23 protein-coding genes are annotated in these 24,847 nt (G+C 65.0%); 9 read left to right on the top strand and 14 right to left on the bottom strand.

The window, feature by feature from the left end:
- Positions 1 to 15 precede the first annotated feature (15 nt).
- Complete coding sequence (locus ACT3TS_RS14945) at positions 16 to 1,308, top strand: DUF58 domain-containing protein (protein ID WP_444532310.1); 1,293 nt, start codon at positions 16 to 18, stop codon at positions 1,306 to 1,308.
- Between the two features lie 79 nt (positions 1,309 to 1,387).
- Here ACT3TS_RS14945 and ACT3TS_RS14940 read toward each other — a convergent pair whose 3' ends face one another.
- The 11 genes from ACT3TS_RS14940 to ACT3TS_RS14890 form a co-directional block, all read right to left on the bottom strand.
- Positions 1,388 to 2,299 (bottom strand): SGNH/GDSL hydrolase family protein, encoded by a 912-nt coding sequence (locus tag ACT3TS_RS14940; protein ID WP_444532309.1) that lies wholly within the window; start codon positions 2,297 to 2,299, stop codon positions 1,388 to 1,390.
- A 67-nt stretch (positions 2,300 to 2,366) separates the two neighbouring features.
- Positions 2,367 to 3,515 (bottom strand): hypothetical protein, encoded by a 1,149-nt coding sequence (locus ACT3TS_RS14935; RefSeq protein WP_444532308.1) that lies wholly within the window; start codon positions 3,513 to 3,515, stop codon positions 2,367 to 2,369.
- Complete coding sequence (locus tag ACT3TS_RS14930; protein ID WP_444532307.1) at positions 3,512 to 4,012, bottom strand: chorismate mutase; 501 nt, start codon at positions 4,010 to 4,012, stop codon at positions 3,512 to 3,514. Before ACT3TS_RS14930 ends, ACT3TS_RS14935 begins: the two co-directional genes overlap by 4 nt.
- Before the next feature lie 64 nt (positions 4,013 to 4,076).
- Positions 4,077 to 5,831 carry a dipeptide ABC transporter ATP-binding protein gene (locus ACT3TS_RS14925; protein WP_444532306.1) on the bottom strand — a complete coding sequence of 585 codons (1,755 nt, stop codon included), beginning with the start codon at positions 5,829 to 5,831 and terminating at the stop codon, positions 4,077 to 4,079.
- Positions 5,828 to 6,784, bottom strand: coding sequence for an ABC transporter permease (locus ACT3TS_RS14920; RefSeq protein WP_444532305.1), 957 nt, complete (start codon positions 6,782 to 6,784; stop codon positions 5,828 to 5,830). The genes ACT3TS_RS14925 and ACT3TS_RS14920 overlap by 4 nt, the downstream gene beginning before the upstream one ends.
- A 3-nt stretch (positions 6,785 to 6,787) precedes the next feature.
- Positions 6,788 to 7,879: an ABC transporter permease gene (locus ACT3TS_RS14915; protein WP_444532304.1), complete on the bottom strand. Its 1,092-nt coding sequence runs from the start codon at positions 7,877 to 7,879 to the stop codon at positions 6,788 to 6,790.
- 197 nt (positions 7,880 to 8,076) lie between these two features.
- Positions 8,077 to 9,711, bottom strand: a complete 1,635-nt coding sequence (locus ACT3TS_RS14910) for an ABC transporter substrate-binding protein (protein WP_444532303.1) — start codon at positions 9,709 to 9,711, stop codon at positions 8,077 to 8,079.
- 135 nt (positions 9,712 to 9,846) lie between these two features.
- A complete protein-coding gene (locus ACT3TS_RS14905; protein ID WP_444532302.1) occupies positions 9,847 to 10,464 on the bottom strand; it encodes a TIGR03086 family metal-binding protein in 618 nt (205 codons plus the stop codon).
- Positions 10,465 to 10,667: 203 nt separating this feature from the next.
- Entirely contained in the window at positions 10,668 to 11,822 is a 1,155-nt protein-coding gene (mnmA, locus tag ACT3TS_RS14900; protein ID WP_444532301.1) for a tRNA 2-thiouridine(34) synthase MnmA, read from the bottom strand.
- Positions 11,823 to 11,877: 55 nt separating this feature from the next.
- Positions 11,878 to 13,107, bottom strand: coding sequence for a cysteine desulfurase family protein (locus ACT3TS_RS14895; protein WP_444532300.1), 1,230 nt, complete (start codon positions 13,105 to 13,107; stop codon positions 11,878 to 11,880).
- Positions 13,108 to 13,148: 41 nt separating this feature from the next.
- A complete protein-coding gene (locus ACT3TS_RS14890; RefSeq protein WP_444532299.1) occupies positions 13,149 to 13,901 on the bottom strand; it encodes a hypothetical protein in 753 nt (250 codons plus the stop codon).
- Between the two features lie 210 nt (positions 13,902 to 14,111).
- Here ACT3TS_RS14890 and ACT3TS_RS14885 point away from each other — a divergent pair, with 210 nt between their 5' ends.
- The gene (locus tag ACT3TS_RS14885) at positions 14,112 to 15,611 is read left to right on the top strand and encodes a S8 family serine peptidase (protein WP_444532298.1); all 1,500 of its coding nucleotides are present in this window, start codon (positions 14,112 to 14,114) and stop codon (positions 15,609 to 15,611) included.
- 55 nt (positions 15,612 to 15,666) lie between these two features.
- Here ACT3TS_RS14885 and ACT3TS_RS14880 read toward each other — a convergent pair whose 3' ends face one another.
- Complete coding sequence (locus ACT3TS_RS14880) at positions 15,667 to 16,455, bottom strand: helix-turn-helix transcriptional regulator (protein WP_444532297.1); 789 nt, start codon at positions 16,453 to 16,455, stop codon at positions 15,667 to 15,669.
- Between the two features lie 120 nt (positions 16,456 to 16,575).
- Between ACT3TS_RS14880 and folE the strand changes: the two genes are divergently transcribed.
- From folE to ACT3TS_RS14860, 4 genes are all read left to right on the top strand, one after another.
- Complete coding sequence (folE, locus tag ACT3TS_RS14875) at positions 16,576 to 17,196, top strand: GTP cyclohydrolase I (protein ID WP_444532296.1); 621 nt, start codon at positions 16,576 to 16,578, stop codon at positions 17,194 to 17,196.
- 94 nt (positions 17,197 to 17,290) lie between these two features.
- Positions 17,291 to 18,562 (top strand): NAD(P)/FAD-dependent oxidoreductase, encoded by a 1,272-nt coding sequence (locus ACT3TS_RS14870; RefSeq protein WP_444532295.1) that lies wholly within the window; start codon positions 17,291 to 17,293, stop codon positions 18,560 to 18,562.
- Entirely contained in the window at positions 18,562 to 19,512 is a 951-nt protein-coding gene (gene folP, locus ACT3TS_RS14865) for a dihydropteroate synthase (protein WP_444532294.1), read from the top strand. Before ACT3TS_RS14870 ends, folP begins: the two co-directional genes overlap by 1 nt.
- Positions 19,513 to 19,571: 59 nt before the next feature.
- Positions 19,572 to 20,366 (top strand): pyrimidine reductase family protein, encoded by a 795-nt coding sequence (locus tag ACT3TS_RS14860; protein WP_444532293.1) that lies wholly within the window; start codon positions 19,572 to 19,574, stop codon positions 20,364 to 20,366.
- Between the two features lie 40 nt (positions 20,367 to 20,406).
- Here ACT3TS_RS14860 and ACT3TS_RS14855 read toward each other — a convergent pair whose 3' ends face one another.
- Both ACT3TS_RS14855 and ACT3TS_RS14850 read right to left on the bottom strand, forming a co-directional pair.
- A complete protein-coding gene (locus ACT3TS_RS14855) occupies positions 20,407 to 21,108 on the bottom strand; it encodes a hypothetical protein (RefSeq protein ID WP_444532292.1) in 702 nt (233 codons plus the stop codon).
- A 102-nt stretch (positions 21,109 to 21,210) separates the two neighbouring features.
- Positions 21,211 to 22,143, bottom strand: a complete 933-nt coding sequence (locus tag ACT3TS_RS14850) for a diacylglycerol/lipid kinase family protein (protein WP_444532291.1) — start codon at positions 22,141 to 22,143, stop codon at positions 21,211 to 21,213.
- A gap of 174 nt (positions 22,144 to 22,317) precedes the next feature.
- Between ACT3TS_RS14850 and ACT3TS_RS14845 the strand changes: the two genes are divergently transcribed.
- The 3 genes from ACT3TS_RS14845 to ACT3TS_RS14835 all read left to right on the top strand — a co-directional run bounded on the left by ACT3TS_RS14845 (position 22,318) and on the right by ACT3TS_RS14835 (position 24,757).
- Positions 22,318 to 23,316 (top strand): J domain-containing protein, encoded by a 999-nt coding sequence (locus tag ACT3TS_RS14845; protein ID WP_444532290.1) that lies wholly within the window; start codon positions 22,318 to 22,320, stop codon positions 23,314 to 23,316.
- Positions 23,317 to 23,405: 89 nt separating this feature from the next.
- The gene (locus ACT3TS_RS14840; protein WP_444532289.1) at positions 23,406 to 23,879 is read left to right on the top strand and encodes a tRNA (cytidine(34)-2'-O)-methyltransferase; all 474 of its coding nucleotides are present in this window, start codon (positions 23,406 to 23,408) and stop codon (positions 23,877 to 23,879) included.
- 62 nt (positions 23,880 to 23,941) lie between these two features.
- Entirely contained in the window at positions 23,942 to 24,757 is an 816-nt protein-coding gene (locus ACT3TS_RS14835) for a class I SAM-dependent methyltransferase (RefSeq protein WP_444532288.1), read from the top strand.
- Positions 24,758 to 24,847 lie beyond the last annotated feature (90 nt).

The raw sequence follows: 24,847 nt of genomic DNA, 5'->3' as shown, positions 1-24,847 counted from the left end.
AGGAGCGAGAACCCGATGGCCATTTCAGGCAGGTTCTTCTACTTGGCGCTGGCGGCCCTGGTGCCCATCATTGTCCTGCCGGGAGCAATGACCTGGCTGCTGGCATTGGCGGTGCTGACCGTCGTCCTGCTGCTCGACCTGATGCTCGCCGCGTCACCGCGCCATGTCGCCCTGCGCCGCGCGCTGCCCTCCGGTGTGCGTTTGGGTGAGCAGAGCACTGCGGTTTTGCGGCTGGCCAACGAATCAGCCAAGACGCTGCGCGCCCAGGTCAAGGACGGCTGGCAGCCTTCGGCGGGGGCTTCCAACGCCCTGCAGAGGACCACGATCCGGCCGGGCGAACGGGCGGCATTGAGCGTGGCCCTGCAGCCGTCCCGTCGTGGAGACCTGCTCACCCACCATGTCACCATCCGGTCATTTGGCCCGTTGGGCATGGCTGCACGGCAACGGAGCATCCCGGCCCCCGGCCTGCTGCGGGTCCTGCCACCCTTTCATTCCAAGCGCCATCTGCCCTCAAAATTGCGGAAGCTGCGTGAACTGGACGGGAGGGCGGCAGTGCAGATCCGTGGCGCCGGAACGGAGTTTGATTCACTGCGTGACTATGTGCGCGGGGATGATGTGCGCTCGATCGACTGGCGGGCCACGGCCAGGCGGCAGGACGTGGTGGTCCGCACGTGGCGGCCCGAGCGGGACCGACGCGTCGTCATCGTTTTGGACACCTCACGCACTTCGGCTGCCAGGATTGACGACGAGACTGCCCTGGACACGGGCATCGAAGCATCCCTGCTGCTCGCCGTTTTGGCCGAGCGCGGCGGTGACAGGGTCAGCCTGGTCGCGTACGACCGCCGGGTCAGGGCCAAGGTTTCCTCCACGGGCAAGGGCAACATGCTCAATGCCATGGTGCAGGGTCTTGCCCCGCTTGAGCCTGAGCTGATTGAGCTGAACGCCTCGGCCATTGCCGGGCAGGTCCGCGACGTGACCGCGCACCGGGCCCTTGTCGTCTTGGTGACCTCGCTGGATGCCGGCGCTGCGGAGGAAGGCCTCATCCCGCTGGCGTCAACACTGGCGCAAAAGCATGTTGTGGTGGTTGCGGCCGTCCGCGATCCTGCGGTGGATGTGGCCCGGCTGGACCGTTCCACAACCGCCTCGACCTATCGTGCGGCTGCCGCCGAACATGCGCTGAACCGGCGCGCCGCCATCACCGCCGTCCTCAAGCAGGCGGGCGTGGAAGTTGTGGACGCACCCCCGCAGGAACTCCCGCCGCAGCTGGCGGACATGTACATCAGGCTCAAAGCCGCCGGACGCCTGTAGGACCGGTCTTCGCAAGGTGCCGTCCCCGCGGGGGCTGCCATTTCGGGACGGCTGCTTCGGACCTGTTACTTGGGGCCGGTTACTGCGAGCTGGGGGCCTCGAGCTGCAGTGCCGCGAGCTTGGCGGCCAGGACCTTGGCCAGGACCTCGTGCCCGCCTGCTGTCAGGTGCACGCCGTCGGCCATCTGGTTGGCCACACCGTAACGGGTCAGCCAGTCACCGGCACTGACAAACATCGCACCGTTGTGCTTGGCAAAACCTGCCAGCAGGGCATCAACCTGCATGCGCCGCCCTCCCGGAGTGCCGCTGGCCAGGGTGCCGATGAACAAGTACTTGGACGTCGGGTAGCTGGCCTTCAGATCCCTGAGCAGGCGGGCTGCATGCGCCAAAATCTCGGCATCGGACGCTCCCCGGGCAGCATCGTTGCCGCCACCCTGAACCACCACGAGGGCTGGATTCCCATATGGCAGGACCACCGCTCCGCTCTCCACGGAATCAGGATAATTCGCGGACAACGACGTCTTGGTGACATACCCAATTCCCTGTGCCCCCACGAAGTTGACCTGGTAGCCGCGGGCCGCGAGCCCCTTCTCCACCCACGTGTCGGAGGCGCTGACTCCCTTGGCACCCGCCGACTGGGAATCGCCGAAAAGCACCGCTGACCGGGCAATGGCAGGATCAATGACTTCGGTTCGGCCCGACACCGGATTGACGACCCGCGCACCGGCTGGCAGATCCCACACCGTCACGGTCTCATCCTTGGGCCCGGGGCTGATGGCCCGGCCGCCGTCGGGAACAGCATTGTGCTCTGGCTGCACCGGGTCCGGGGTGGGTGCCAGTGTTCCCGGCGGCGTCACAACTTCCGCCCCGCCCGCGGCCGCCATTTCCCACCCGGCCACGCCTTGGAGAACCGAGGTGGGTCCAACCAGGGCCACGGCCAGGGCAAGCGTCAAAAGGACTGCCGAGCCGCGTGCCACGCTGCGGTGAGTCATGAGCCGTACCTTTCAAACAGTGCTGTCGAAAGGCAATCTTAGTCAATGAACTTTAACTTTTAAGGCCCTATTGGTAACGAATTCCGCTCAATTCCTCCGCGACGTCCAGCGCCCGGTTCAGCACGGACCGGGCCTCCTGCGGTGTCAGCGCCGCCAGCCCGGTTTCCGGGGTGATGCGCAGCTGGTTCAGCGAGGCTTCAGCCAGCCCCAGCCCGCGCCAGGGCCGCATGATCCGTTCCACCAGTGCAGCGTACGACGGCGGGGCCTGGCCTGCCATGGCGGGGACAGTTCCAGCCCACACACCCATGCCGGATTCGATGGCGCCGGCCAGCTGTTCCCAGTGCCCCGTGTCGAGGATGGCCAAGGGAACGGCCACGGCGTCGATGCCGGAGTCGAGCGCCGCCTCAAGTGCTGTGCGCCACGCGGCCGTTTCGGCGGCTGGGGCCCCCGGCTCGGAGGCGCTGGTACCGGTGACCCCGGTCCCGCCCGGCACCAACTGCGCGGGAGCCAGGTTGATGGCAACCTTGGCGAAGCCGGCCTTGCGGGCTTCGCCAACCAGGGTGTTCCAGGTCTGGCGCAGTTCCGATACCGGGATTGCGCGCAGCGTCCTGTAACCCGACGCCGTGGGGATGGTCCCGGCCAGGGCCGCCGCCACGTCCGGTTCGTCAATCTGCAGGGTCAACTCTGCGCCCGGCACCGCGGCTCCCACCTTTTGCGCGTGCACCGCCAGCCCGGCGGCCAGCGACTGGGCAATGTCACGCCGGGCACCGTAATCACGCAAGGCCCGCTCACCATAGTGCAAATGAATTGCGGCGGCCAGTGACACCGGACCGGTCACATGGACCTTGAGTTCCGGCGGCATGGTCCCGCCTGCACCGGCAACGTCGGCCAGCACGTTGACGTCGGTTGAAAGCGCCGACGCGGCCCGTCGGTGGTCGTGGCCGGGCCTGTCAACAAAGCGCCAGCCATACGGCTGCACGTCAACGGGAAGCTCCACCAGCAATGCCGCCGTGCGGCCGACGGCGTCGGAGCCGACGCCGCGGGCCGGCAGATCAACAAGAGAAGGCAGGTGCGGGACAGTGAACAAGCCCAGTGAGACCTTGGCCGCCTCGACCGGGTCGGTGCCCGGCCACTGGCCCAGCGAGGTGGCGGTGGCAACCTCGGGGAAAGCACTGCCGCGCGCGGCACTCGGGGGCTGGCTGGGTGCGGGGATCACGGAAGCTGCGTGCCGCCGTCGTCCGTGGTTGCCGTGGATTCATCGGCGGCGGAGGTGGCGGCGGGGTCGGCCACAAAGCCCTGGCCGTCAAGGCTCACCACGGGAACAACACCGGTTGCGGCGACGGCGGAGTGGCTCTCCGAAATGGCCTGGTGGTGGTGGATGACCTCGCTGATGATGAAGTTCAGGAACTTTTCGGCAAAGGCGGGATCGAGGTTGGCGGACTCGGCTAGGGCACGCAGCCGGTGGATCTGGGCCTTCTCGCGGTTGGGGTCGGCCGGGGGCAGCTGGTGCCTGGCCTTGAGGATGCCCACGCGCTGGGTCGCCTTGAACCGCTCGGCGAGCAAATACACCAGGGTTGCGTCAAAATTGTCGATGCTGGAGCGGATGGACAGCAGCTCGGCCATGACGGCAGGGTCGACGGCGCCTGTCAGGGAACTGGCGGCCGGGTCAAAATCTTCGACGGACAGGTGCTGCGTGTGGCTCGGTTCGGTCATAGACACAGTTTAGGCGGTGCACCGGGCGGACAAAACTCGTGTCCATCCGGTGCACCGCCGAAAACTACTTGGCAGCCAGCAATGCCTGGTGTGCCGCCCGGCGCTGCGCCTGCTCTGCCGGGTTGGGCACGGGCAGCGAGGCGATCAGGCGCTTCGTGTAGGCGTCCTGCGGGTTGCCCATGATCTGGTTGCCGATCCCCTGTTCCACCAGCTTGCCCTTGTAAAGCACCCCGACCCACTCGGCCAGGATGTCGACCACGGCCAAGTCATGGCTGATGAACAAGGCCGCGAAGCCCAGCTCTGTCTGGATCTCACGAAACAGTTCAAGGACCTTCGCCTGCACCGAAACGTCCAGTGCCGAGGTGGGCTCGTCGGCGATGAGCAGCCTTGGCTTGAGCGCCAGACCGCGGGCAAGCGAGGCCCTCTGGCGTTGGCCGCCGGAGAGTTCGTGCGGATACCGTTTGGCGTAGGCGCCGGGCAGCTGCACCGAGTCGAGCAGCTCCTGGACCTTTTTGGTGACGGCCGGCCCCGACAGATCGGTGTGGATGATCAGCGGCTCGGCCACACACTCGCCAATTGTCAGGTGCGGGTTGAACGAGGCTGCGGGATCCTGGAACACAAAGCCGATGTCCTTCCGGTGGGGCCGGAACGTGCGCTCCTTGTAGTTGAGCATCTCGTAGCCGAGCACGTTCAGGGAACCGCCGGTGGTGCGGTTCAGCCCGGCGATGGCCCGGCCGATGGTGGTCTTGCCCGAACCGGACTCCCCCACCAGGCCAAAAACCTCCCCGGCACTGATGGTGAACGAGACCTTGTCCACCGCCCGGAAGGCCGGACTGCCCAGCCTTCCGGGGTATTCAATCTCCAGATCGGTGGCACGGACCAGCACCTCCTTGTCCTGGAACGCGCGCTCGGTAAAGCCCGCCGAGGCGGAGTTGCGGCCCAGGTGCGGCACGGCGGCGAGCAGCTTCTGCGTATATGGCTCCTTCGGCGCCGCGAACAGCTCCTCGGCGCCGGCTTCCTCCACGACGTCGCCCTGGAACATGACAACGACACGGTCGGCCAGGTCTGCGACGACGCCCATGTTGTGGGTGATCAGCACAATGGAAGTGCCGTACCGATCACGCAGGTCCCGCAGCAGTTCCAGGATTTCGGCCTGGACGGTCACATCGAGGGCGGTGGTGGGTTCATCCGCCACAATCAGGCCGGGATTCAGCGCAAGTGCCGCGGCAATGACAACCCGCTGCTTCTGCCCGCCGGAGAACTGGTGCGGGTAGTAGTCGACACGTTTGTCCGGTTCGGGGATGCCGACCTTGCCCAGTGCCTCAATGGCCAGTTTGCGGGCTTCCTTCCTGCCGACCCGTTTCCCTTCCGGCCGGTGTGCGCGCAGCCCTTCGGCAATCTGCCAGCCCACCGTGTATACGGGGTTCAACGCCGTGGACGGTTCCTGAAACACCATGGCCACGTCGCGTCCACGGATCTGGCGCAGCTGGTGCGCACTGACCGTGATGATGTCGTTGCCGCTGATGACCACGGCCCCGCTGCTCTGGGCGGTCTCGGGGAGCAGACCCAGGATGGCCTTCGCCGTGACGGTCTTGCCCGAGCCAGACTCGCCCACGATCGCCACAATCTCACCCGGGGCAACGCTGAAGGAGACGTCCTTGACGGCCTTCACGTCGCCCTGGTCGGTGGCAAAGGTGACCTTCAGCTCGGCGATGTCCAGCACCTGCCGAGGTGCGGATTCGCCGGCGGGGGCCGGACCGCGCCGGCTGGTGCTGCCTGCGGACTTGCCGGTTGCAGCTTTATCTGTGGAGCGGCTCATGCCTCCACCAACTCCTCTTGTTTTTTGTTGCCGCGGGCCTTCTTCGCGGCCCGCTTGCGCCCGCGCAGGCGCGGGTCGTTGAGGTCGTTCATGGACTCACCCAGCAGGGTCAGCCCCAGCACCGTCAGCACGATGGCGGCGCCCGGGAACACTCCCGTCCACCAGATGCCGGAGGTGGCATCCGATTGTGCGTGGTTAAGGTCGTAGCCCCATTCCGCCGCGGCCGACGGCTCAATGCCAAAGCCCAAAAAGCCCAGCCCGGCCAGGGTCAGGATGGCCTCCGAGGCGTTGAGTGTGAAGATCAACGGCAGTGTCCGGGTGGCATTTTTGTAGATGTGCCGGGCCATGATGCGCACGCTGGAGGCACCCACCACAATGGCTGACTCGACAAACGGTTCGGCCTTCAGGCGGATCGTTTCGGCGCGGATGACCCGGAAGTACTGCGGGATGAACACCACGGTGATGGAAATGGCCGCCGAAAAAATTCCCGACCACATGTCGGAGCGGCCCTGGCTGATGGCGATGGACATCACCATGGCCAGCAGCAGCGTGGGGAACGCGTAAATGGCGTCGGCGACAACCACCAGGATCCGGTCAAGCCAGCCGCCAATGTATCCGGAGAGCAGCCCCAGGATCACGCCAAGGAAGATTGACAGCGCAACGGCCACCACAATCACCAGGAATGCCGTCTGGGCACCCCAGATGGTGCGGGAAAAGACATCGTAACCTCCCGCCGTCGTGCCCCAAATGTGGACGGACGACGGCGGTGCCTGGGTTTCGTTGAAGCGTTCGCTGGCGCCGTACGGGGCAAGCAACGGCGCCAGTGCCGCCGTCAGCAGGAACAGGAGCGTCATGGCGATGCCTGCAATGAGCATGCCGCGCTGGAGTCCCACACTTTTTTTCAGTTGGGCGACGATGGGCAGGCGGCTCAAGAGCGATTTTTTGGTCTCCAAGGCCTAGTACCTCACCCTCGGGTCGATCAGCGCGGCAATGACGTCGACGATGAAGTTGGTGACCGCCACGATCACTGCCAGCAGGGCCACGATGCCCTGGACGGCGACGAAGTCACGCGCTGTGAGGTAATGGGCCAGCTGGAAGCCCAGCCCCTTCCACTCAAAGGTGGTTTCGGTCAGGACCGCGCCGCCGAGCAGGAGTGCGATCTGCAGGCCCATCACGGTGATGATGGGGATCAGTGCCGGCTTGTAGGCGTGCTTGGTGAGCAGCCGGAATTCGCTGACGCCGCGGGAACGCCCGGCCTCAACATAGTCCTTGCTGAGAGTGCCGATCACGTTGGTGCGCACCAGGCGCAGGAAGATTCCCGCGGTGAGCAGTCCGAGGGCGACGGCGGGCAGGATGGCGTGTTGGGCGACGTCCCAAAACGCTGTCATGTTCCCGCTGCGGAGCGCATCGAGCCAGTAAATGCCGGTTGGCGCCGCCAACTGGGCCATGGATATTTCGGTGGTTGTGGTGCCGCGGCCGGCCACGGGCAGCCAGTCCAGCCACACGGCAAACACCAGTTTCAACAGCAGGCCGGCGAAGAAGACCGGGGTTGCGTAGAACGCGATGGCCAGCACGCGGGAGATGGCGTCCTGCCACTTGTCGCGGTGGTAGGCGGCGAGCATGCCAAAGGGGATGCCGATGGCAAGGGCCACGATCAAGGAGTTGAAGGCCAGTTCAAGGGTGGCTGCGCCGTAGGTTGCCAGCATGTCGGAGATCAGCAGGTTGTCCGAGATGGTGCGGCCAAAGTTTCCTGTGGCGATCTGCCCGAGGTATTCAAAGTACTGGATGAACAGGGGCCGGTCGTAGCCGGCCTCATGGACACGGATGGCCAGCTGCTCGGGAGGCAGCCTGTCGCCAAGGGCGGCCGAGATGGGATCGCCGGTCAGGCGCATCAGGAAAAACACCATGGTGACGAGGATGAAGATGGTGGGAAAAATCAAGACAAAGCGGATGGCCAGGTATTTACCGAGGCTGCCACCCGACTTCCCCTTGCTCTTGGGCACCTGCGCGGCGGGTTCTTCCACCGGCAGGTCAATCATTGCGGTCATGTGCGCCTATATTCTTTTCAAAATTCTTTTGGTTCAGGGGATCACGGTGTCTGCACCCGGGCGTTCGCGCAGTCCTGCTTCGCGCCCGCACAGCCCGTGCAAAAACACGAGCAGGCCGTGCAAAAGGCGGGGCATCCTTTGCAGAAAGCCCCGCCTTGTGCCAGTTGCTCAACTCGTCAGTGATTGCCGGAGAGGCATTACTTGGACAAGACGCCCAAACGGAACTTGAACGATGCGTCCAGGGTGTCCTTGGTGCCGTTGACCTTGACGTTGGACACGGCAACCTGGGCACCCTGCAGCAGCGGCAGCGTGGACAGGTCCTTGGACTCAGCCGTCTGGATGTCCTCGATCAGCTGGGTGCGCTTGGCCTGGTCGTTCATGGTGACCTGTTCGGTGATCATCTTCTGAACTTCAGGGTTGTCGTAGTGGTTGCTCAGGAAATTGTTCTTGCTGAAGAACGGTGTCAGGTAATTGTCCGCATCCGAGTAGTCAGGGAACCAACCCAGCTGGTACATCGGGTAGGCGTCCTTGACGCGCTGGTCGGAGTAGGAAACCCACTCGGTTGACTGCAGGTTCACCTTGAACAGGTCCGTCTTTTCCAGCTGGGCCTTGATGGCTGCATACTCATCGCCCGAGGACTTGCCGTAGTGGTCGGGGTTGTACTGCAGGTCAAGCGTCACAGGTGTTTCCACACCGGCGTCGGCCAGTGCCTTCTTGGCCTTGTCCACATCCGGCCCGCCGTTGCCGTCGCCATACATGGTCTTGAGCGGCTCGATGGCGCCGGTGAAGCCGGCCGGCACCGGCGAGTACAGCGGCAGGAAGGTGCCCTTGTACACCTCGTCGGCTATGGCCTGGCGGTCAATTGAGTCAGCCATGGCCTGGCGGACAGCCAGCGACTTGGCGGCGTCCGGCGTGTCCGTCTTGGCACCGAACGGCATCGTGTCGAAATTGAACACGATGTAGCGAATTTCGCCACCGGGCCCAATGTCGACCTTGACGTTCTTGTCCGACTTCAAGCTGTCGATGTCAGTGGCCGTGAGGACTCGCCACGCAACATCGATGCTGCCCTTCTGGACTTCCAGCTTCATGTTGTTGGAGTCGGCAAAGTACTTCATGGTCACCGAGTCCGACTTGGCCGGACCCAGCAGGCCCTTGTAGCCGGCGTACTTCTTGAACGCGATGAGCTCGTTCTTCTTGTACGTTTCAATGGTGAACTGTCCGGCAAAGGACTTCCCGGCAATGATGTCCTCATCGGTTGTGACGGCGTCCGGACTGAAAACGCTGTCATCGACGATCGGGCCGGCGGGACTGGTCAGCACCTGCGGGAACGTCTGGTCGTTGCCGACCTTGAGCTTGAACACCACCGTGGTGGCGTCGGGGGCCGACACGCTTTCCAGGTTGCCCAGCAGCGAAGCCGGACCCTTGGCATCGTTGATCTTCAGCTGCCGGTCGAAGGAGAACTTCACATCCTTGGAGTCCAGTTCGGTGCCGTTGGCCCACTTCAAACCTGATTTGAGCTTCACCGTGTACTCGGTGGGGGTGGTGAACGACGCCGTTTCGGCCAGGTCCGGTTTCGGCTCTGCACTTCCGGGCTCGGAGTTCAACACAAATGGATAGATTTGGTTCATCACAACAAACGAACCGTTGTCATACGACCCTGCCGGGTCCAGGAACGTGACCTTGTCGGTCGTGCCCACAACTACCGGCCCGCCCGCGGCCCCACCGTCTTCGGTGCTGCCGCCGCCTGCGGGGCCGGTACAGGCCGTCATGGTCAGGACGGAAACACCGGCAAGGGCAATAACAGATTTTAAGGCAATCCTACTTTTTGCCATCAGCAAACTTTCTCTTGTGGCTGACATGGAACAGGCCACACGTCATTGTGTGACCTGAACCACTTGATTGATAGTCAATCTTTATCAGACTTTGCTGCCCACCGCCGTACTGAAGCCAAAGTTGCAACCAGAAGGTTACCTAAGGGACTCCGCCCGCGGCCCAGCCACAAAATACGGACTGCGGCCGAACCAGCCGGCCAGTTTCGTATAGGCATCCGAGGCTATGGGCACCCGAACTTCAGGTCCGATGCCCCTCTCAATGCCCCGATATTCGGGCTTCAGCATCCGCTGGGCCCAGGCCAGGGACTGGTCGGCGAGGACCGGGTCAAGGATGACCGGCACGCCAGTGGCTTTCACCAGGTCCCAGCCATGAACGGTGAATTCGGTGATTTGCAGGCCGATGCGGCTGCGCAGGGGGGCTTCGCCGCCTCCGGGCAGGGCCACCTGGGCGCTCAGGTCAGCGGTTGACCATGCCCGCATCAGCAGTGCGGCACCGTCGCTGAACCGCGTCGACCAGTCGGCGCCAACTGTCGCATCCGAGGCGAGCGGGTCAATATTGTTTCCGCGGGCCATGACGGTGTATTTGTGCAGGTCCTGCACGACCAGGTGGTGCAGGAGTTCCTGGACGTTCCAGTCGGTGCACGGCGTGGGCCATTCCGCCTGGTTGGAGGAGATGGAGCTTATAACTTCGGCGCACTGATTCAGTGCGCTGTCCAGAAATTGCAGTGGGTTGGGAATTGCGTGCGGGGGCATTGTGTAAACCTTCCGTGAGTCAAGTCACCTTATTGGAAGTTTACGCCAGCAGCGCAAGGCCCCGCTTTTCTGCAACGCTCTCGCAGCAATGGTCGGTTTTTTGGCAACGCTGTCGCAGTGGGTGCGATAGCGTTCACCGAAATGGCACCATTGCTGCGAGAGCGTTGCCTAAGGCAGGACTGTAGGACCTTTTGCCGCGTTGGCTAGGGAAGCTCGGGGCGGGCCAGGGAGCGGGCCGTGTCGATGGTGGCCTGGCCCAGCACGCGGGACCCCTGGTACAGCACGATGGTCTGGCCCGGGGCAACACCGCGCAACGGCTCGACCAGGGTGACATGCAGCTGTTGGCGGGTGACGCCGTCGTCCGTTTCTTCGGTGTCCTTCACTTCGGTGACAGAGGCGCGCGCCGGCACGGGATCCCCGTGTGCACGAACCTGCGCGTAGCAGTCAAACTCGTCGCCGGTGGCGACCTCGGCGATGGGCATCCCGGCCCAGGAGACCTTGATGCCCTGGATGGAATCGATGGCCAGCAGTGCGTGCGGGCCGACGATGACCTTGTTTTCCTTGGGCCGGATTTCCAGGACAAAGCGGGGCTTGCCGTCGGCGGCAGGGGTGCCGAGCTTCAGGCCGCGGCGCTGGCCCACGGTGAACTGGTTGGAGCCGGTGTGGCCGCCGACCTTCGCACCGCTTTCGTCGACGACGTCGCCGTCGGTCATCTCAATTTTTTCGGCCAGCCAGCCGGCGGTGTCGCCGTCGGGGATGAAGCAGATGTCATGGCTGTCCGGCTTCTTGGCCACAGACAGCCCGCGGGCCTCGGCCTCGGCGCGGACCTCGGCCTTGGACGGGGTGTCGGCCAGCGGGAACATGGAGTGCTTGAGCTGCTCGTGGGTCAGCACGCCGAGCACGTAGCTCTGGTCCTTGGCCCAATCGGCGGCGCGGTGCAGCTCGGGGTTGCCGTCGGCGTCGGTGATGACCTTGGCGTAATGGCCCGTGCAGACGGCGTCGAAGCCCAGCGCGATGGCCTTCTCCAAGAGCGCGGCAAACTTGATCCGCTCATTGCAGCGCATGCACGGGTTGGGCGTGCGCCCGGCCGCGTATTCGTCGATGAAGTCCTGAACCACGTCCTCCTTGAACCGTTCGGAGAAGTCCCAGACGTAGTACGGGATGCCGAGCAGGTCGCAGGCACGCCAGGCGTCGTTGGAGTCCTCCACGGTGCAACAGCCGCGGCTGCCGGTGCGCAGGGTTCCGGGCATGCGGGAGAGCGCCAGGTGGACGCCGACGACGTCGTGCCCGGCATCCACTGCCCGTGCTGCGGCTACGGCGGAGTCAACTCCGCCGCTCATGGCGGCCAATACTCGCATTACTTGCCTTTCAATTCATTTCTGCTGGTGCGGTGGTGGTGCAGGATGCGGCTGGTCAGCCGGCGGCCCGGGTGCTTGCGGTTTCAATGCTTGACTTGTGCCCGGCCATGCCGGCTTGTTTTGCGCGTGCGTGTGCGTCAAGCAGCGCGGCCACAAAGGCGTCAACGTCTTCCTGGCTCGATGTATGCCCGAGGCTGAAGCGTTGTGCGCCACGCGCGGTGTCCTCGTCCAAGCCCATGGCCAGCAGCACGTGGGAGGGTCGCGGCACGCCGGCGGTGCAGGCGGAGCCTGTGGAGGATTCAATGCCGGCCATGTCCAGGAGGAACAGCAGGGAGTCGCCCTCGCAACCGGGGAACGTGAAGTGGGCGTTGCCGGGCAGCCTGCCGGCCGGGTTTTCCGCCGGATCCACCCCGCGCAGCACGGCCTCGGGCACCAGGTCCCGGACGGCCGCGATGACGGCGTCCCGAAGGCCGGCGATCCGCTCGTTTTCAGCCGCCAGGTTGGTGGTTGCGTCCGCGGCGGCCGCGGCGAATGCGGCAATGCCGGCGGTGTCGAGCGTGCCGGAACGGACGGAACGTTCCTGCCCGCCGCCATGCAGCACGGGGGTCAGTTTCACGGCGCGGCCCAGCAGCAGCGCGCCGACGCCCACGGTGCCGCCGATCTTGTGGGCGCTGATGGACATGGCGGCCAGGCCGGAGTCCTTGAAGTTCACAGAAACGGAGCCAAAGGCCTGGACGGCGTCCGAGTGGACCGGGATGCCGTACGTGTCGGCGAGCGCAACGACCTCGGCGATGGGCTGAACGCTGCCCACCTCATTGTTGGCCCACATGCAGCTGAGGAGCGCGACCGAGGAGGCCCCGCCGTCGGCCAATTCCTTTTCAAGGGCAGACAGGTCCAGCACACCGGCAGCATCGACGGGCAGCCAGACGGCTTCGGCGCCCTCGTGCTTCTCGAGCCATTCAACAGTGTCCTGCACGGCAGCGTGCTCAACGCTGGAGACGAGGATGCGGGTGCGGGCGGGGTCGGTGGCGCGCCGGGACCAGAACAAGCCCTTCACGGCGAGGTTGTCGGCCTCGGTGCCGCCGGAGGTGAAAATGACCTCGGTGGGGTGCGCTCCGGCTGCCTTGGCGATGGTTTCGCGGGCCTGTTCGACGGTGGCGCGGGCACGGCGGCCCGATCCGTGCAGGGAGGACGGATTGCCGCTACGGGCGATAACGGAAGTGAGTGCGGCGAGGGCCGGGGCCGAAATTGGCGTGGTCGCCGCGTGATCTAGATACACGGGCACGGCTCAATTCTACGGCACGGATCGTCCCGGGGCGGCGCGGATCAGCGTCCCGGACCGTTGAACTTGTCACCTTCGGAACTGAGGTTGCCGGCCGGGGTCACCTCAAGCGCCTCCAGATCCAGGGAATGCACGACGGCGGCGATCAGTTCCGCCGTTCCGCCCACCAGGGTGGAGTCAAAGTCGATCTCGGTGGCCAGGCACCAGCTGCGGTCCGCGGGCCAGGCCAGATTTGGTGGTTGAGCATTCCTGCCCGCCTCCTCGTCAAACCACGGCGGCCGGGCCAGTTCCTCGACTGTGCCGCGGAAGACCCAATATTCCCGCAGGCCCTTGGCAACTGTCAGTTTGGTGGCGGGACCTGTTGGGATGCTGCCGCGGCCGGGTTCGAAGCCGCCCCAGCCGACCCACACGGCCTGGAAAATATCTTGGTGTTCGGCAGTGTGTGCGCCCAGCACGTCCGCGAGCGCCACCAGCTGCCCCTGATCCAGCTCTCCGTTGCTTGGCCGTGTTTGACTCACACCGTCGATGTCGACCTGGGCGTAGAGTTCCGTCCGTGCCAGCCGGTGGAACTGGGCTTCCGGGTGCATCCGGGTTCCCTTGGCCCGGGCCACATCCGCCCAACGGAGCTCGTGTTCGCCGTGGCCTCCCACAGGATGAAATATGCGCGCATGGGCTTCAAAGGTGTCGGGAACCGTTGTGGCGACCGTCCCGATCCACTGGTCCCAACGCTCCTTGGTGAGGTACCGCTCCAGGGCATCGGCAATCCACTGGCCTTCGGCACCGCTTGCAGCTTCCATGCTCGGAGCCTAACGCATGGACATCCGGGCCGGAGCCGTAAGGCAGGCCATCAGCGGCGGCCGGGAACGCGCCGTCGAACTTCCGGGAAGCCCGGATACACGCGGCACACGGCAGTTCCAGTTCCAGGGGACTGAGGTTGTCAACGACTGCCCGCGATGGCAGGATCGGGGTGTCTCACATCACACAATGATCCCGGGGGGATTAAATCCATGCAGAAAGCATTTTTCCGTCGCACGACGGCTGCCGCCTTGTGCGCAGTCGCCATGGCCGCCACTGCCTTGATTGGCGGCAGCGCCACCCCTGCGCCGCCACCAGCCCAGTCCACACCCATTGATTTTCCCGCCGTCGACGGCCAACTCATGAGCTACGTGGTCAACGCCAAGGCTGCCAACGCCAACAAGACAAAAACTGCCGTGAAAGCCATTGAGGCGGCCGGCGGCGTCGCTGTCCAGCAGTGGCCCGAGATCGGCGTGGTGATTGTCCAGTCCGATCGGGCCAACTTCCGCACCCAGGTCCTCAAACTCGGAAAATCAGCCGTGGAATCGGTGGGTGCAACCCGCACCATCACCGTGGCCGAGGGCACCCCGGAGGGCCTTGCCACCCCCTGGCAGCAGGCACCTGCACAGCGCAGCAAGCAACTGGCCACCACCGATCTGCTCTACGGTGATGCCACGTTCGACGGCGTTGCACCAGATCCGCGCGAAGGCGAACAGTGGAGCCAGGCTCAAATCAAGGCAGACCAGGCCCACCAGGTCACAGACGGTTCCCGTGACGTGCTCGTCGGGGTGTTGGACAGCGGCATCGATCCAAACCACCCGGACCTGGCGGCCAACATTGACGTGGCCAACTCGGTCAACTGCACCAATGCCGGACGCCCGGACACCTCGCCCACAGGCTGGTTCCCCACCACGTCATCACATGGCACCCACGTCGCCGGCATCATCGGCGCAGCCCGCAACGGCGTTGGCATCGTCGGCGTGGCACCAAACGTGCGCATGGCCTCCGTCAAGGTCGTCAACGAAGCCGGTTCAATCTACCCGGAGTACGCCATCTGCGGTTTCATGTGGGCGGGCATGAAGGGCATGGACGTCACGAACAACAGCTACTACGTGGACCCCGTGCAGTTCTGGTGCGGCGACCAGCCCGACCAGAAAGCCGTGCTCGATGCCGTTGAGCGCGCCGTGAAATGGTCAACGAAACAAGGTGTGGTCCATGCCGCGGCTGCTGGAAATGCGTCCTACGATTTGGCCAACAAGACCACCGACGACGCCAGCCCGAACGACGTCGTCGGGATTGAACGCGAAATCAACAACGGCTGCAAGGACATCCCCACCGAGTTGGAGGGCGTGGTGACAGTGGCCTCCACGGATCAGGCCGGGAAGCTCTCGTCCTTCTCCAACCGCGGGCTGAACGTCATTGACGTGGCTGCACCCGGCTCACGGATCCTGTCCACGTTGCCGGACAACAAATACGGCCTGCTCAGCGGCACGTCGATGGCTTCGCCGCAGGTTGCCGGCGTGCTTGCCTTGATGAAGTCCGAGCATCCCGGGTTGAAGCCGAAGCAGATGATTTCCCAGTTGCGCAAGCAGGCCGAGGATCATGAGTGCCTGCCGTCGGCGACACCGACCGGCTCCGAGTGCATCGGCACCCTGCGCAACAACAGCTACTACGGCGAAGGCATTGTTGACGCCCTGCAGGCTGTCCGCTAAAACGTCGGCTTGTGCACTTCCGGCGGCCACCTTGCCCGGTGGCCGCCGGAACTGTTTAAACTTCCCTTGGAACCAGACGTGCGCAGCAGTGGGAGATTTCCTCGTCCGGCGCCAGGTCGTGAACCGAATCCCCGCACCCCTCAAGGGCGCCGCCCAGCAGCGATCCGTTGAGCGAGCAAACCACCCCGGTGTGGTCCTGGGAGAGGCGGTGGAACGGGCAGTTGGCCATGATGGTCCCGCCCTCGCCGTCGGGCTCGGGGCTGTAACCGGTCGTGGCCAGCAGCTGATGGATGCTCCCGGCCTCGGCGCCCAGACGTCGGCCCTCGTCATGGGCGACCGCGGCCAGGGAGCGCTCCACGTTTTCCCCGGTGTCAATGGAGCGCTGCACGGCGGCGGCCAGCAGTGCGGCGGCGAGGTCGTAGTGGCGCGGCGGAACGGAGACGCTGATCTCGGCCTGGGCCACGGCGTACAGCTTGCTGGGCCGGCCGGATCCCGGCCCGGTCTTCTCGCCGAGCTTGCGGTACTCCACCTGCAGCAGCTGTTCCTCCACCAGCTTGTCCAGGTGGACCCGCACGGTGCTCTTGGGCAGCCCCAGCGCCTGCGCGCATTCGTCCCGGCTCAGCGCATGACCGGCTCCGCGGACCAGGTCAAAGAGATCCTTGCGCACTGGATCGCCCAGGGAAGCCACGGCACGCAGGCGCTGACCGTCGTCGAGCCCGGAATTGGGCCCGGAATTCAGCGCGGCGGGCCCCGCTGCTGGCATGGCTTCCTGCTCCTGGGCGGCGATCTTGGGAGATTCCTTCGCTGACGGACGTGTGGACGGATGCCGTTCCGGTTGAATCATGGCTTCTGGCCTTTTGCTCTCTTGCCGTTGGTGGGCAGTTTGCGGTTTGTTTCATGCCTACTTGACGCTTTGAGTCTGCGCTTCTAAAGTCAATAATACAAGCTTTAGAAAGGGTTGGATATGTCCATCACCAGCGCGTCCCTGCCGGACCTCCTTGCGTTCGACGATCCCGAAACCCTGGCGGCGCCGGCAATCGCGGCGCCGGAAATTGACCTGCCCCGCGCCCAGGCGGCCATTGCCGAATTCCTGCGTGCCCTGGGCCGTGACGAGACGGACCCGCACCTGCTGGACACGCCCCGCCGCGTGGCGGCCGCCTATGCTGAAATGCTGACCCCGCGCGAGACGTCATGGACCACGTTTCCCAACGACGACGGCTATCAGGGCCTGGTGCTGGTCAAGGACATCCCCTTCCATTCACTGTGCCAGCACCACCTGCTGCCGTTCCGCGGCGTGGCCCATGTGGGCTATCTGCCCGGCGAGCGCCTGTTCGGCCTGTCCAAGCTGGCCCGCGGCGTGGAACTGTTCTCCCGCGACCTGCAGGTCCAGGAACGCCTCACCCAGCAGGTGGCTGACTGGCTCGAAGACACCCTCGCGCCCCGCGGTGTCGGAGTGGTCATGGAGGCGGAGCACATGTGCATGTCCCTGCGCGGCGTCCAGACCTCCGGCACCCTGACCCGCACCTCGGTCTTCACCGGTTTGCTGTCCGACGCCGGACCCCTCCGCGGGCAGTTCCCGCACTGACACTCGCCCTCGCCAGAGAGACGCACAAGCGAACGCCCGGGCGAACCAACCTTCATAGCAGAAACAGCCATTTCCAGCGGAAAGAGTTTCGATCATGAGCCAAACACCCAGCACACCAGCGACCCCCGGCGCAGCAGACGCCAACATTCCCGGCATGGTGATCATCGGCGGCGGCCTCACAGCCGCCACGGCCGCGGAAACCCTTCGTGCGGAAGGGTACGAAGGCCCCATCACGATCGTGGCCGACGAGGCCGAAATCCCGTACCAGCGCCCGCCCCTGTCCAAGGGCTTCCTGGCCGGCAAGGAAGACGAAGACGCACTCCTCCCCCTGCCCGCAAGCTGGTACCCCGAGAACAACGTCACCGTCCTGACCGGAACGGCGGCCACGGCCCTTGACCCCGGCGCCCACACCGTCACGCTGGCTGACGGCTCCGTGCTCCCGTATGCCAAGGTGCTTCTGGCAACAGGTGCCGCCCCGCGCCGGATCCCGTTTCCCGGCGTCGAACTTGCCGGCGTTTACACCTTCCGGACCAAGGCCGACAGTGTTGCCCTGAAGGAGCTGCTCTCTGCCGGGGGCCACAAGCTGGTCATGATCGGCTCCGGCTGGATTGGCATGGAAATTGCCGCCACTGCCCGCGAGCTGGGCAACGATGTCACGCTGCTGGGTTTGGAGGTCGTGCCGCTGTCCGCGGCGATCGGCGCGGAGCTGGGCGGCGTGTTCGTCAACCGCCACCAGGAGGCCGGCGTGAAGTTCGTGCTGCCGGCCAGCGCCGCCGCGATCCGGGGCACCGATGGGAAGGTGACCGCCGTGCTGACCACCACCGGGGAGGTGCTGCCGGCCGACATTGTCATTGTGGCCGTGGGCGTGGTTCCGAACACCGCACTTGCCAAGGACGCCGGGCTCACCATCAACAACGGCATTGAGGTCGACGCCGCGCTGGCGACCTCCGCCGAGGACGTGTACGCCGCCGGGGACGTTGCCAATGCCATGCACCCGGTGACCGGGACATTTGCCCGCTCCGAGCACTGGGCCAACGCGATTGCCAGCGGCAAGGTGGCGGCGAAATCCATGCTCGGCCGGGCTGCCGCACTCGATGACATCCCCTACTTCTACACCGACCAATTTGACCTCGGCATGGAGTACTCCGGCTTCGGCGCGCTGACCAAGGATGCCGAACTCGTGGTCCGCGGCGACCTCGCCAAGCGCGAATTCATCGCCTTCTGGGTGTTGGAAGGCCGGGTCGTGGCAGGCATGAACGTGAATATTTGGGACGTCCAGGACGCCATCAAGGCGCTCATCACCTCCCGCCGCATTGTCGACACGGTGAAGCTGGCTGACCCGCAAACCCCGCTCGAGGAGATTTGATGGAGGGTATGACCACCGCCCCGTTCCACACGCCGCCGCTGCTCCACCCGGTTCACCGCTTCGGCCCGCGCACCATCGACTTCAGCCGCCAGGTGGCCCTGATGGCGATCATCAACCGCACCCCCGATTCCTTTTACGACGGCGGTGCCACCTTTGCGTTGGATGCTGCGGTGGCCGCTTCACTGGCTGCCGTGAACGACGGCGCCGACTGGGTTGACATTGGCGGTGTCCCCTTTGCGCCGGGGCCGGCGCTGAGTGCAGACGAGGAAAGTGAGCGGGTCGTTCCGGTCATTGCAGCGGTGGCAGCCGCCAGTGATGTGATCATTTCCGTTGACACGTTTTTGCCGGAGGTGGCGGCGCGCAGCATTGCGGCCGGCGCCAACGTCATCAACGACACCACCGGGCTGTCCAACCCCGACATTGCCTCGGTGGTGGCAGAATCGGGCGCGCACATTGTCATCACCCACTCGTTGGCCGCGCCCCGCACCGCATATCCCCGGCCGCGCTACGACCACGTCGTCACCGAGGTGGCGGCCTTCCTGTCCTCCCGGGTTGAGCTGGCGATGTCGCTGGGCGTCCCGGCCGACAAGATCATCATCGACCCCGGCCACGACCTGAACAAAAACACGCTGCACACCCTGGAAATCACGCGGCGCTTCAACGAGATCGCCGCACTCGGCTTCCCTGCGCTGGCCGCCGTGTCGAACAAGGACTTCATCGGGGAAACCCTGGACCAGTCCAAGGATGAGCGGCTGGAAGGCTCCATTGCCTCCGGGGTGATCTGCATTCTGGGCGGCGCCCGGGTGTTGCGCATGCACAATGTGGCCGCCGCCAGCTCGGCCATCCGCATGACGGAAGCAGTCCTGGGCTGGCGGGAACCCGCATACCTGAAACACAACATGGGCCAGATCAACGAGCCCGCCCACCCCGTGCAGCCGGCAGATGTGTAGGATCTTGCGCATGGGCGCCACCCCTGCCGCCGCCCGCTTAACTTAACGAGGAGCCACGCATGATGGAGCGCATCTTTCCCGACCCGGCCGTACTCTCCGGAGCGGCCCTGGAACACGAGGTGCTGGCTGCGCCGCCGGAGAACCGGCGCAGCACCAGGCCGTGGGTGAGCTTCAACTTCATCGCCAGCATTGATGGTGCGGCCACCATGGACGGATTGTCGGGAAAACTTGGAAACGCGTGGGATCTGCGCGTTTTCTCACTCATGCGCCAAACCGCCGACGTCGTCCTGGTGGGCGCACAAACTGTCAGGGCCGAGGGGTACGGAGGGGAACTGCTGAGCAAGGCTGCACAAAAGTGGCGTGCGGAGAACTGGCTCTCGGAGCATCCCCCCGTGGCCATTGTCTCCGGCTCCCTCAACCTGGACCCGGGGCTTGAGGTGTTTACGCAGGCACCCGTCCGGCCGCTGGTTTTGACCCTGGCCTCCGCACCGCAGGAGCGGCGGGAGGCGCTCTCGGAGGTGTCCGACGTGGTCACTGTTGGCGAGGATTCGCTGGACGTGGCACGTCTCATCACGGAACTGTCGGGGCGCGGCTACAAGAATCTTCATTCGGAAGGTGGGCCCACACTGCTGGGCAGCTTTGCCGCTGCGGGCAGGGTGGATGAGCTCAACCTGACGGTGTCCCCCATGCTGGTGGGCGGTTCGGCCGGGCGCATCGCCCACAGCCCCGGGTCCCACGCGACCGGGTCCCACGTGGCCGGGGCCCAGGCGGCGGTGGCCTCGGGCATGACGTTGACCCGGATCCTCAAGGCCGAGTCAATGCTGTTCCTGCGCTACGTCCGTCCCGCCACCTAGCATCGCGTAGTACCGCTGCTGCACGGGGTTGCGGAACGCACTAGTTCGACGGCGGAGCCACCGACAGCTTCTCCATCATCTTCGGTGCGGTGGCAGCAAGCAGTTCATCAGTGGGGCAGGCCAGGCTGACCACGAGACCGGTGTCGGCAGTTCCCAGCATGCGTCCCCACACTGTGCTTGCCATGACGTCCTTGGCAGCCTTGGTGTTGAAGCTGAGGAAGGAAATCTGCTGTCCTGCCTTGCCGGCTTCGGCCGCCCATGGCAGCTTTGCCTCCGCCAACGATCCTTCCATGGCCGAAGGGATCAAGTACTTCATGAGAGCCACCGTCGATGCCTTGTCGTCGCCCTCGGTGACCAGCGGCCCTTGCTTGGCGGTAATCCAATGGGCCAGTTGGCAGCCGGAAACATTGCTGTACTGTGTCTGTCCGGCCACGTTCTTCTTGACCAGTTTCCATTCCGGCGGGCCAGGTGTTTCGGCGTAGTCCTGCGGCGGCTGGTCAAGGATGTCACTGAAAGCAACCGGCACGCCCGGCATAAGTGTGTTGCCAGCCTCAAAGGTCATGGGCGCTGCCGCCACCGCTGCGTCGTCGTGCCCGGCAACGATTGTTGGCGGGGCGTAAGTGGGCGGGGCGGCTGACTGGCCAGCTGTGGGCTGGGCCGGTGCGGGAATGGAAATACTGCACCCGCTCAGGACTGCGAGCGCCAGAACCGCCGCCCCCGCAGCAGCAATCGCCTGCTTCATTCCGCCACCTCGTAGATTCACACGCTCCACTGTACAGATCCTGCCGCGTCCTCCACCGCCAACCCGTCATGGCCAGTCGAGCAGCAGCAAAATTGCATGGATCTACGCCCACAGCTTCAAGGCTCCCGGATCAACCTTCACGGTCGCCGGCAACGGCCCAATCCGTTCCCCGTCGGCATACGCCACCATCCCCGGCAAGTCGATGAAAACCTCTTCCACCTGCTCAATCCGCACCTCGGCGCGCCGCGTGTGCCGGCCCGAAAAGACCAGCGGGTAAATGCGCAGGAACCCCAGCCGCGACACCGGCGAGAGGATAAACAAGTCCAGCCGGCCGTCGTCGTACCTGGCATCCGGGGTGATCTTCATGCCGCCGCCAACGGAGGCGCCGTTGGAAATGGAAATCAACACGGCGCGCTGCGTGCGGACCTGCCCGTCAACCACCAGCGAGTAATGCAGCGGTTTCAGCTCGGCCAGTTCCCGCAGTATTGCCAGCTGGTAGCGCAGGGGTCCGCGCGGCCAGCGCCAGCCGTTGGCCCGTTCGTTGACAAGGGCGTCAAACCCGGCTGAGAGCGCGCACATAAACCAGACGGGGGCTTCGCCTGCGCGTTCGAGGCGGCCCAGGTCAACGCTGCGCGGCTCCCCCTGGCAGCTTTTCAAGAAGCGTTCGACGGCGGTGCCCGGGTCACCGGGGTCAAGGCCCAGTCCGCGGGCGGCATCGTTGCCGGTCCCTGCCGGGATGATGCCCAGCGGGATGGAGGTGCCCGCCAGCGCATTGACGCCAAGGTGGACCATGCCGTCCCCGCCCACAACAACCAGGGCCTGCGCACCGGCGGCGACTGCGGCGTCGACGGCTTCACGAAGTGCGTCATAGTCGCGGCGGCGCAGGACCGTGACGCGGTGCCCGGCCGACCGCAGGGCGCGCACCGCCACATCGCCGGTATGTCCGGCCGACCGCTTCCGTTTTCCGCCGAAGGCAGCGCGCGGGTTGATGGCCACGGCTAGCCGCAGCCCCGCAGGATCCGCCGGCCCGTTCATGCAGGCACGGCTGTGCTGCGGGATGGACCGCTGCCGCGGCACGTCGCGGTGAAATGGAAGGTGTTCATGGCAAAAGCAAGTATGCCAGCGAGACCGCTGACTCAGAGGATGTGACGCCCTGGCTGGGCGGTTAGACTGAACTCTTGGCACAGCCGGGCTAGCGAAAGGCCACCAGTGGGCGAGAAGTTCCTCACGCATTATCAAGTCCTAGGGCTTGCCCGCACGGCCACCGAACGCGACGTCAAGATCGCCTACCGCAAAGCGGCCAAAATTGCCCACCCGGACCGCGGCGGAGACCCTGCGTTGTTCCGGCAAATCACGGAGTCATACGAAACACTCGTCGATCCGGCAAAACGCAACGCCTACGACAAATCCTACGGTGCCGCCGGCCGTTCCACCCCGCCAGCACCCACCGGCAGCGCGCACGCACAGGCACGCGAAGGCTACCGCGGCAGCTCCTACGGCTCTTCCGCCCGCGCCGGCAGCACGGGCTTCAGCGGCTTCAACACGCACCGCGCACCCGAGCACAGCAGCACGGCCGGGGATCCAGCCGTGTACTTCCCGCCCTATGAGGGGCCCGCCCAGGGCGAAGTGCCCATCATGCCCCGGCCCACCGCCGCCCAACCCGTCCACGGGGCGCCGCGCAAACGAGGACTTTTTGGCGCCTCTTCCCGGTTGGCCCGCGAAGCGCGAACGGCCCAGCTGATCATGCAGCAGGTGCTGCCCGGCATCCCGGCCGCACGGCTCATCAACGGGCTGACTGCACCCTTCAACAGCGGCTATGTGGACCATGTCCTGGTGTCGGGCTACCGCATTGCCATCATTGGCTCGATGCTTGTCCCCAACGGCGCATTCCGCTGGGACGGCAGCACCCTGGTCCACGGCAGCAAAGCAGTCGCTCCGCCACAGCTGCTGCCGGCAACCCGCCAATTCCAGGACCTCTTTCCCGAATGCAATGTCACAGCCTGGGTGTGCGTGCACAGCAACACCGGCAATCTCTTTGAACCGGTCATCGACTACGCCCGCGGCACCGACCCGGACGGCTCCAATGCCGTCAACGTCGCCAACGCCGCCCGCTTCACCCGCGAGGTCAAGCACTTCCTGGCATCCGGCCCCTCGCCCAACGTGGTTGACCTGCACGTCTTGGACAGGCTCCTCGGCGGCATGTACTAACGCGGGACCTCCACCGTCGGCGCCTGCACCCGGCACCAGCGCCCGCCCCCTGGTGCAAACGCGTCTGCGTCTGACGGTAGGATAAAACCGTGTTTCGCATCCTTTTCCTGACCCCAGAGATTCCCGGCAACACCGGCAACGCCATCCGACTCGCCGCCATCACCGGCGCCGAGCTGCACCTTGTCGAACCCCTCGGTTTCGACTTCTCTGACGCCAAATTGCGCAGGGCAGGGCTGGATTACCACGACCTTGCAGTGGTGACAGTCCACAAGAACCTCGAAGCAGCGTGGGAAGCCCTGGCTCCTGAACGAGTCTTTGCCTTTACGTCGGACGGCGAAACCAGCTACACGGACATTGCTTACCGGCCCGGGGACGTGCTGATGTTTGGCCGCGAGTCCGAAGGCCTGCCCGAGGACGTTAAAAAGGACCCGCACCTCACTGCCAGGGTGCGGCTGCCGATGCTCCCGGCACTGCGTTCCCTGAATCTGGCCAACGCAGCCTCAATTGCAGTCTTCGAGGCGTGGCGCCAAAACAATTTTGCCGGGGCACAAATCCAGGCCTAAAACTCACTGGCCGGCCCGCGTGCCGGTTCAGCCAAGACCCATTTCATCAACTGGAGGCATGCATGTCCGCTCGCGATCCTGGCCTGGCGTTCACCGACGGGGCGCTGCAATTTGAGGCGTGGTCGGAAAAGCTCTGGGACCCCATGGGCCGCGACGTGGTTGCTGAAGCCATGCTGCAGCCCGGCGAAAAGGTGCTTGATGCCTGCTGCGGCACTGGCGCCGCAACCATTCCCGCTGCATTGGCAGTGGGCCCCGGCGGCACGGTCGACGGGGTGGACCTCTCCACCGGACTGTTGCGCATTGCCGCTGCAAACCTAGCCGAACAAGGGATTCTCAACACCACCCTGACAGAGGCGGACGTCACGGAATGGCGCGGGCACCGCACCTTCGACGCCGTGCTCTGTTCCTACAGCATGTTCTTCTTTGCCGACATGGAGGCAGGCGTCGAGCATTTGGCATCCATGCTCCGGCCTGGCGGCCGGCTGGTCACGAGCACCTGGCTTGAAGGCGCCCTGGAACCATTCGCGGCACGAATCATTGAGGCCGCCATCAAGGAACGTCCGCGACTGGCAGATGTAGTCCCCTTGGCCAACAAAAACATGGCACGCGTCGCCTCCGTTGCATCGCTGACCAGCTGGCTAGGCGAGCGGGGATTTAAGGACGTCTCAGTCTCGACGCATCCGCTGACCCTGACGGTCGACGACGCCATGGCCTGGAACCTGGTCATGGGCAGCGGTTGGCGCACCTTCCTCCCCCGCGATCCCGAGGCCATTGCCAGGGTCCGCCGAGACTTCATCCAATCAGTGGGACCGCGCATTGAAATGAACTCCGATGCCATGATCGCCACGGCGTCGCTGCCCCGCGCAGACAGCAACTGAGCACTCCGGCTGCCGCTGCGCGTGCAGCCCGGTAGCTGTCGGGTTCTGCCACCAGTTGACTAACAATGCCGCCGCGTGGGGGTGGTGCCA

This window comes from Specibacter sp. AOP5-B1-6, from assembly GCF_052376555.1.
Lineage (GTDB): Bacteria > Actinomycetota > Actinomycetes > Actinomycetales > Micrococcaceae > Specibacter.
This window is presented reverse-complemented; position numbering and strand designations above follow the sequence as displayed.

What these genes read in the sequence shown, in the direction of transcription:
- ACT3TS_RS14850 (WP_444532291.1), bottom strand. Translation starts at nt 22,143, where the DNA reads ATGAACGGGCCGGCGGATCCTGCGGGGCTGCGGCTAGCCGTGGCCATC.
- ACT3TS_RS14930 (WP_444532307.1), bottom strand. Translation starts at nt 4,012, where the DNA reads ATGACCGAACCGAGCCACACGCAGCACCTGTCCGTCGAAGATTTTGAC.
- ACT3TS_RS14915 (WP_444532304.1), bottom strand. Translation starts at nt 7,879, where the DNA reads ATGACCGCAATGATTGACCTGCCGGTGGAAGAACCCGCCGCGCAGGTG.
- ACT3TS_RS14870 (WP_444532295.1), top strand. Translation starts at nt 17,291, where the DNA reads ATGAGCCAAACACCCAGCACACCAGCGACCCCCGGCGCAGCAGACGCC.
- ACT3TS_RS14890 (WP_444532299.1), bottom strand. Translation starts at nt 13,901, where the DNA reads ATGGAAGCTGCAAGCGGTGCCGAAGGCCAGTGGATTGCCGATGCCCTG.
- folE (WP_444532296.1), top strand. Translation starts at nt 16,576, where the DNA reads ATGTCCATCACCAGCGCGTCCCTGCCGGACCTCCTTGCGTTCGACGAT.
- folP (WP_444532294.1), top strand. Translation starts at nt 18,562, where the DNA reads ATGGAGGGTATGACCACCGCCCCGTTCCACACGCCGCCGCTGCTCCAC.
- ACT3TS_RS14910 (WP_444532303.1), bottom strand. Translation starts at nt 9,711, where the DNA reads ATGGCAAAAAGTAGGATTGCCTTAAAATCTGTTATTGCCCTTGCCGGT.
- ACT3TS_RS14905 (WP_444532302.1), bottom strand. Translation starts at nt 10,464, where the DNA reads ATGCCCCCGCACGCAATTCCCAACCCACTGCAATTTCTGGACAGCGCA.
- ACT3TS_RS14925 (WP_444532306.1), bottom strand. Translation starts at nt 5,831, where the DNA reads ATGAGCCGCTCCACAGATAAAGCTGCAACCGGCAAGTCCGCAGGCAGC.
- mnmA (WP_444532301.1), bottom strand. Translation starts at nt 11,822, where the DNA reads ATGCGAGTATTGGCCGCCATGAGCGGCGGAGTTGACTCCGCCGTAGCC.
- ACT3TS_RS14835 (WP_444532288.1), top strand. Translation starts at nt 23,942, where the DNA reads ATGTCCGCTCGCGATCCTGGCCTGGCGTTCACCGACGGGGCGCTGCAA.
- ACT3TS_RS14945 (WP_444532310.1), top strand. Translation starts at nt 16, where the DNA reads ATGGCCATTTCAGGCAGGTTCTTCTACTTGGCGCTGGCGGCCCTGGTG.
- ACT3TS_RS14880 (WP_444532297.1), bottom strand. Translation starts at nt 16,455, where the DNA reads ATGATTCAACCGGAACGGCATCCGTCCACACGTCCGTCAGCGAAGGAA.
- ACT3TS_RS14860 (WP_444532293.1), top strand. Translation starts at nt 19,572, where the DNA reads ATGATGGAGCGCATCTTTCCCGACCCGGCCGTACTCTCCGGAGCGGCC.
- ACT3TS_RS14855 (WP_444532292.1), bottom strand. Translation starts at nt 21,108, where the DNA reads ATGAAGCAGGCGATTGCTGCTGCGGGGGCGGCGGTTCTGGCGCTCGCA.
- ACT3TS_RS14940 (WP_444532309.1), bottom strand. Translation starts at nt 2,299, where the DNA reads ATGACTCACCGCAGCGTGGCACGCGGCTCGGCAGTCCTTTTGACGCTT.
- ACT3TS_RS14885 (WP_444532298.1), top strand. Translation starts at nt 14,112, where the DNA reads ATGCAGAAAGCATTTTTCCGTCGCACGACGGCTGCCGCCTTGTGCGCA.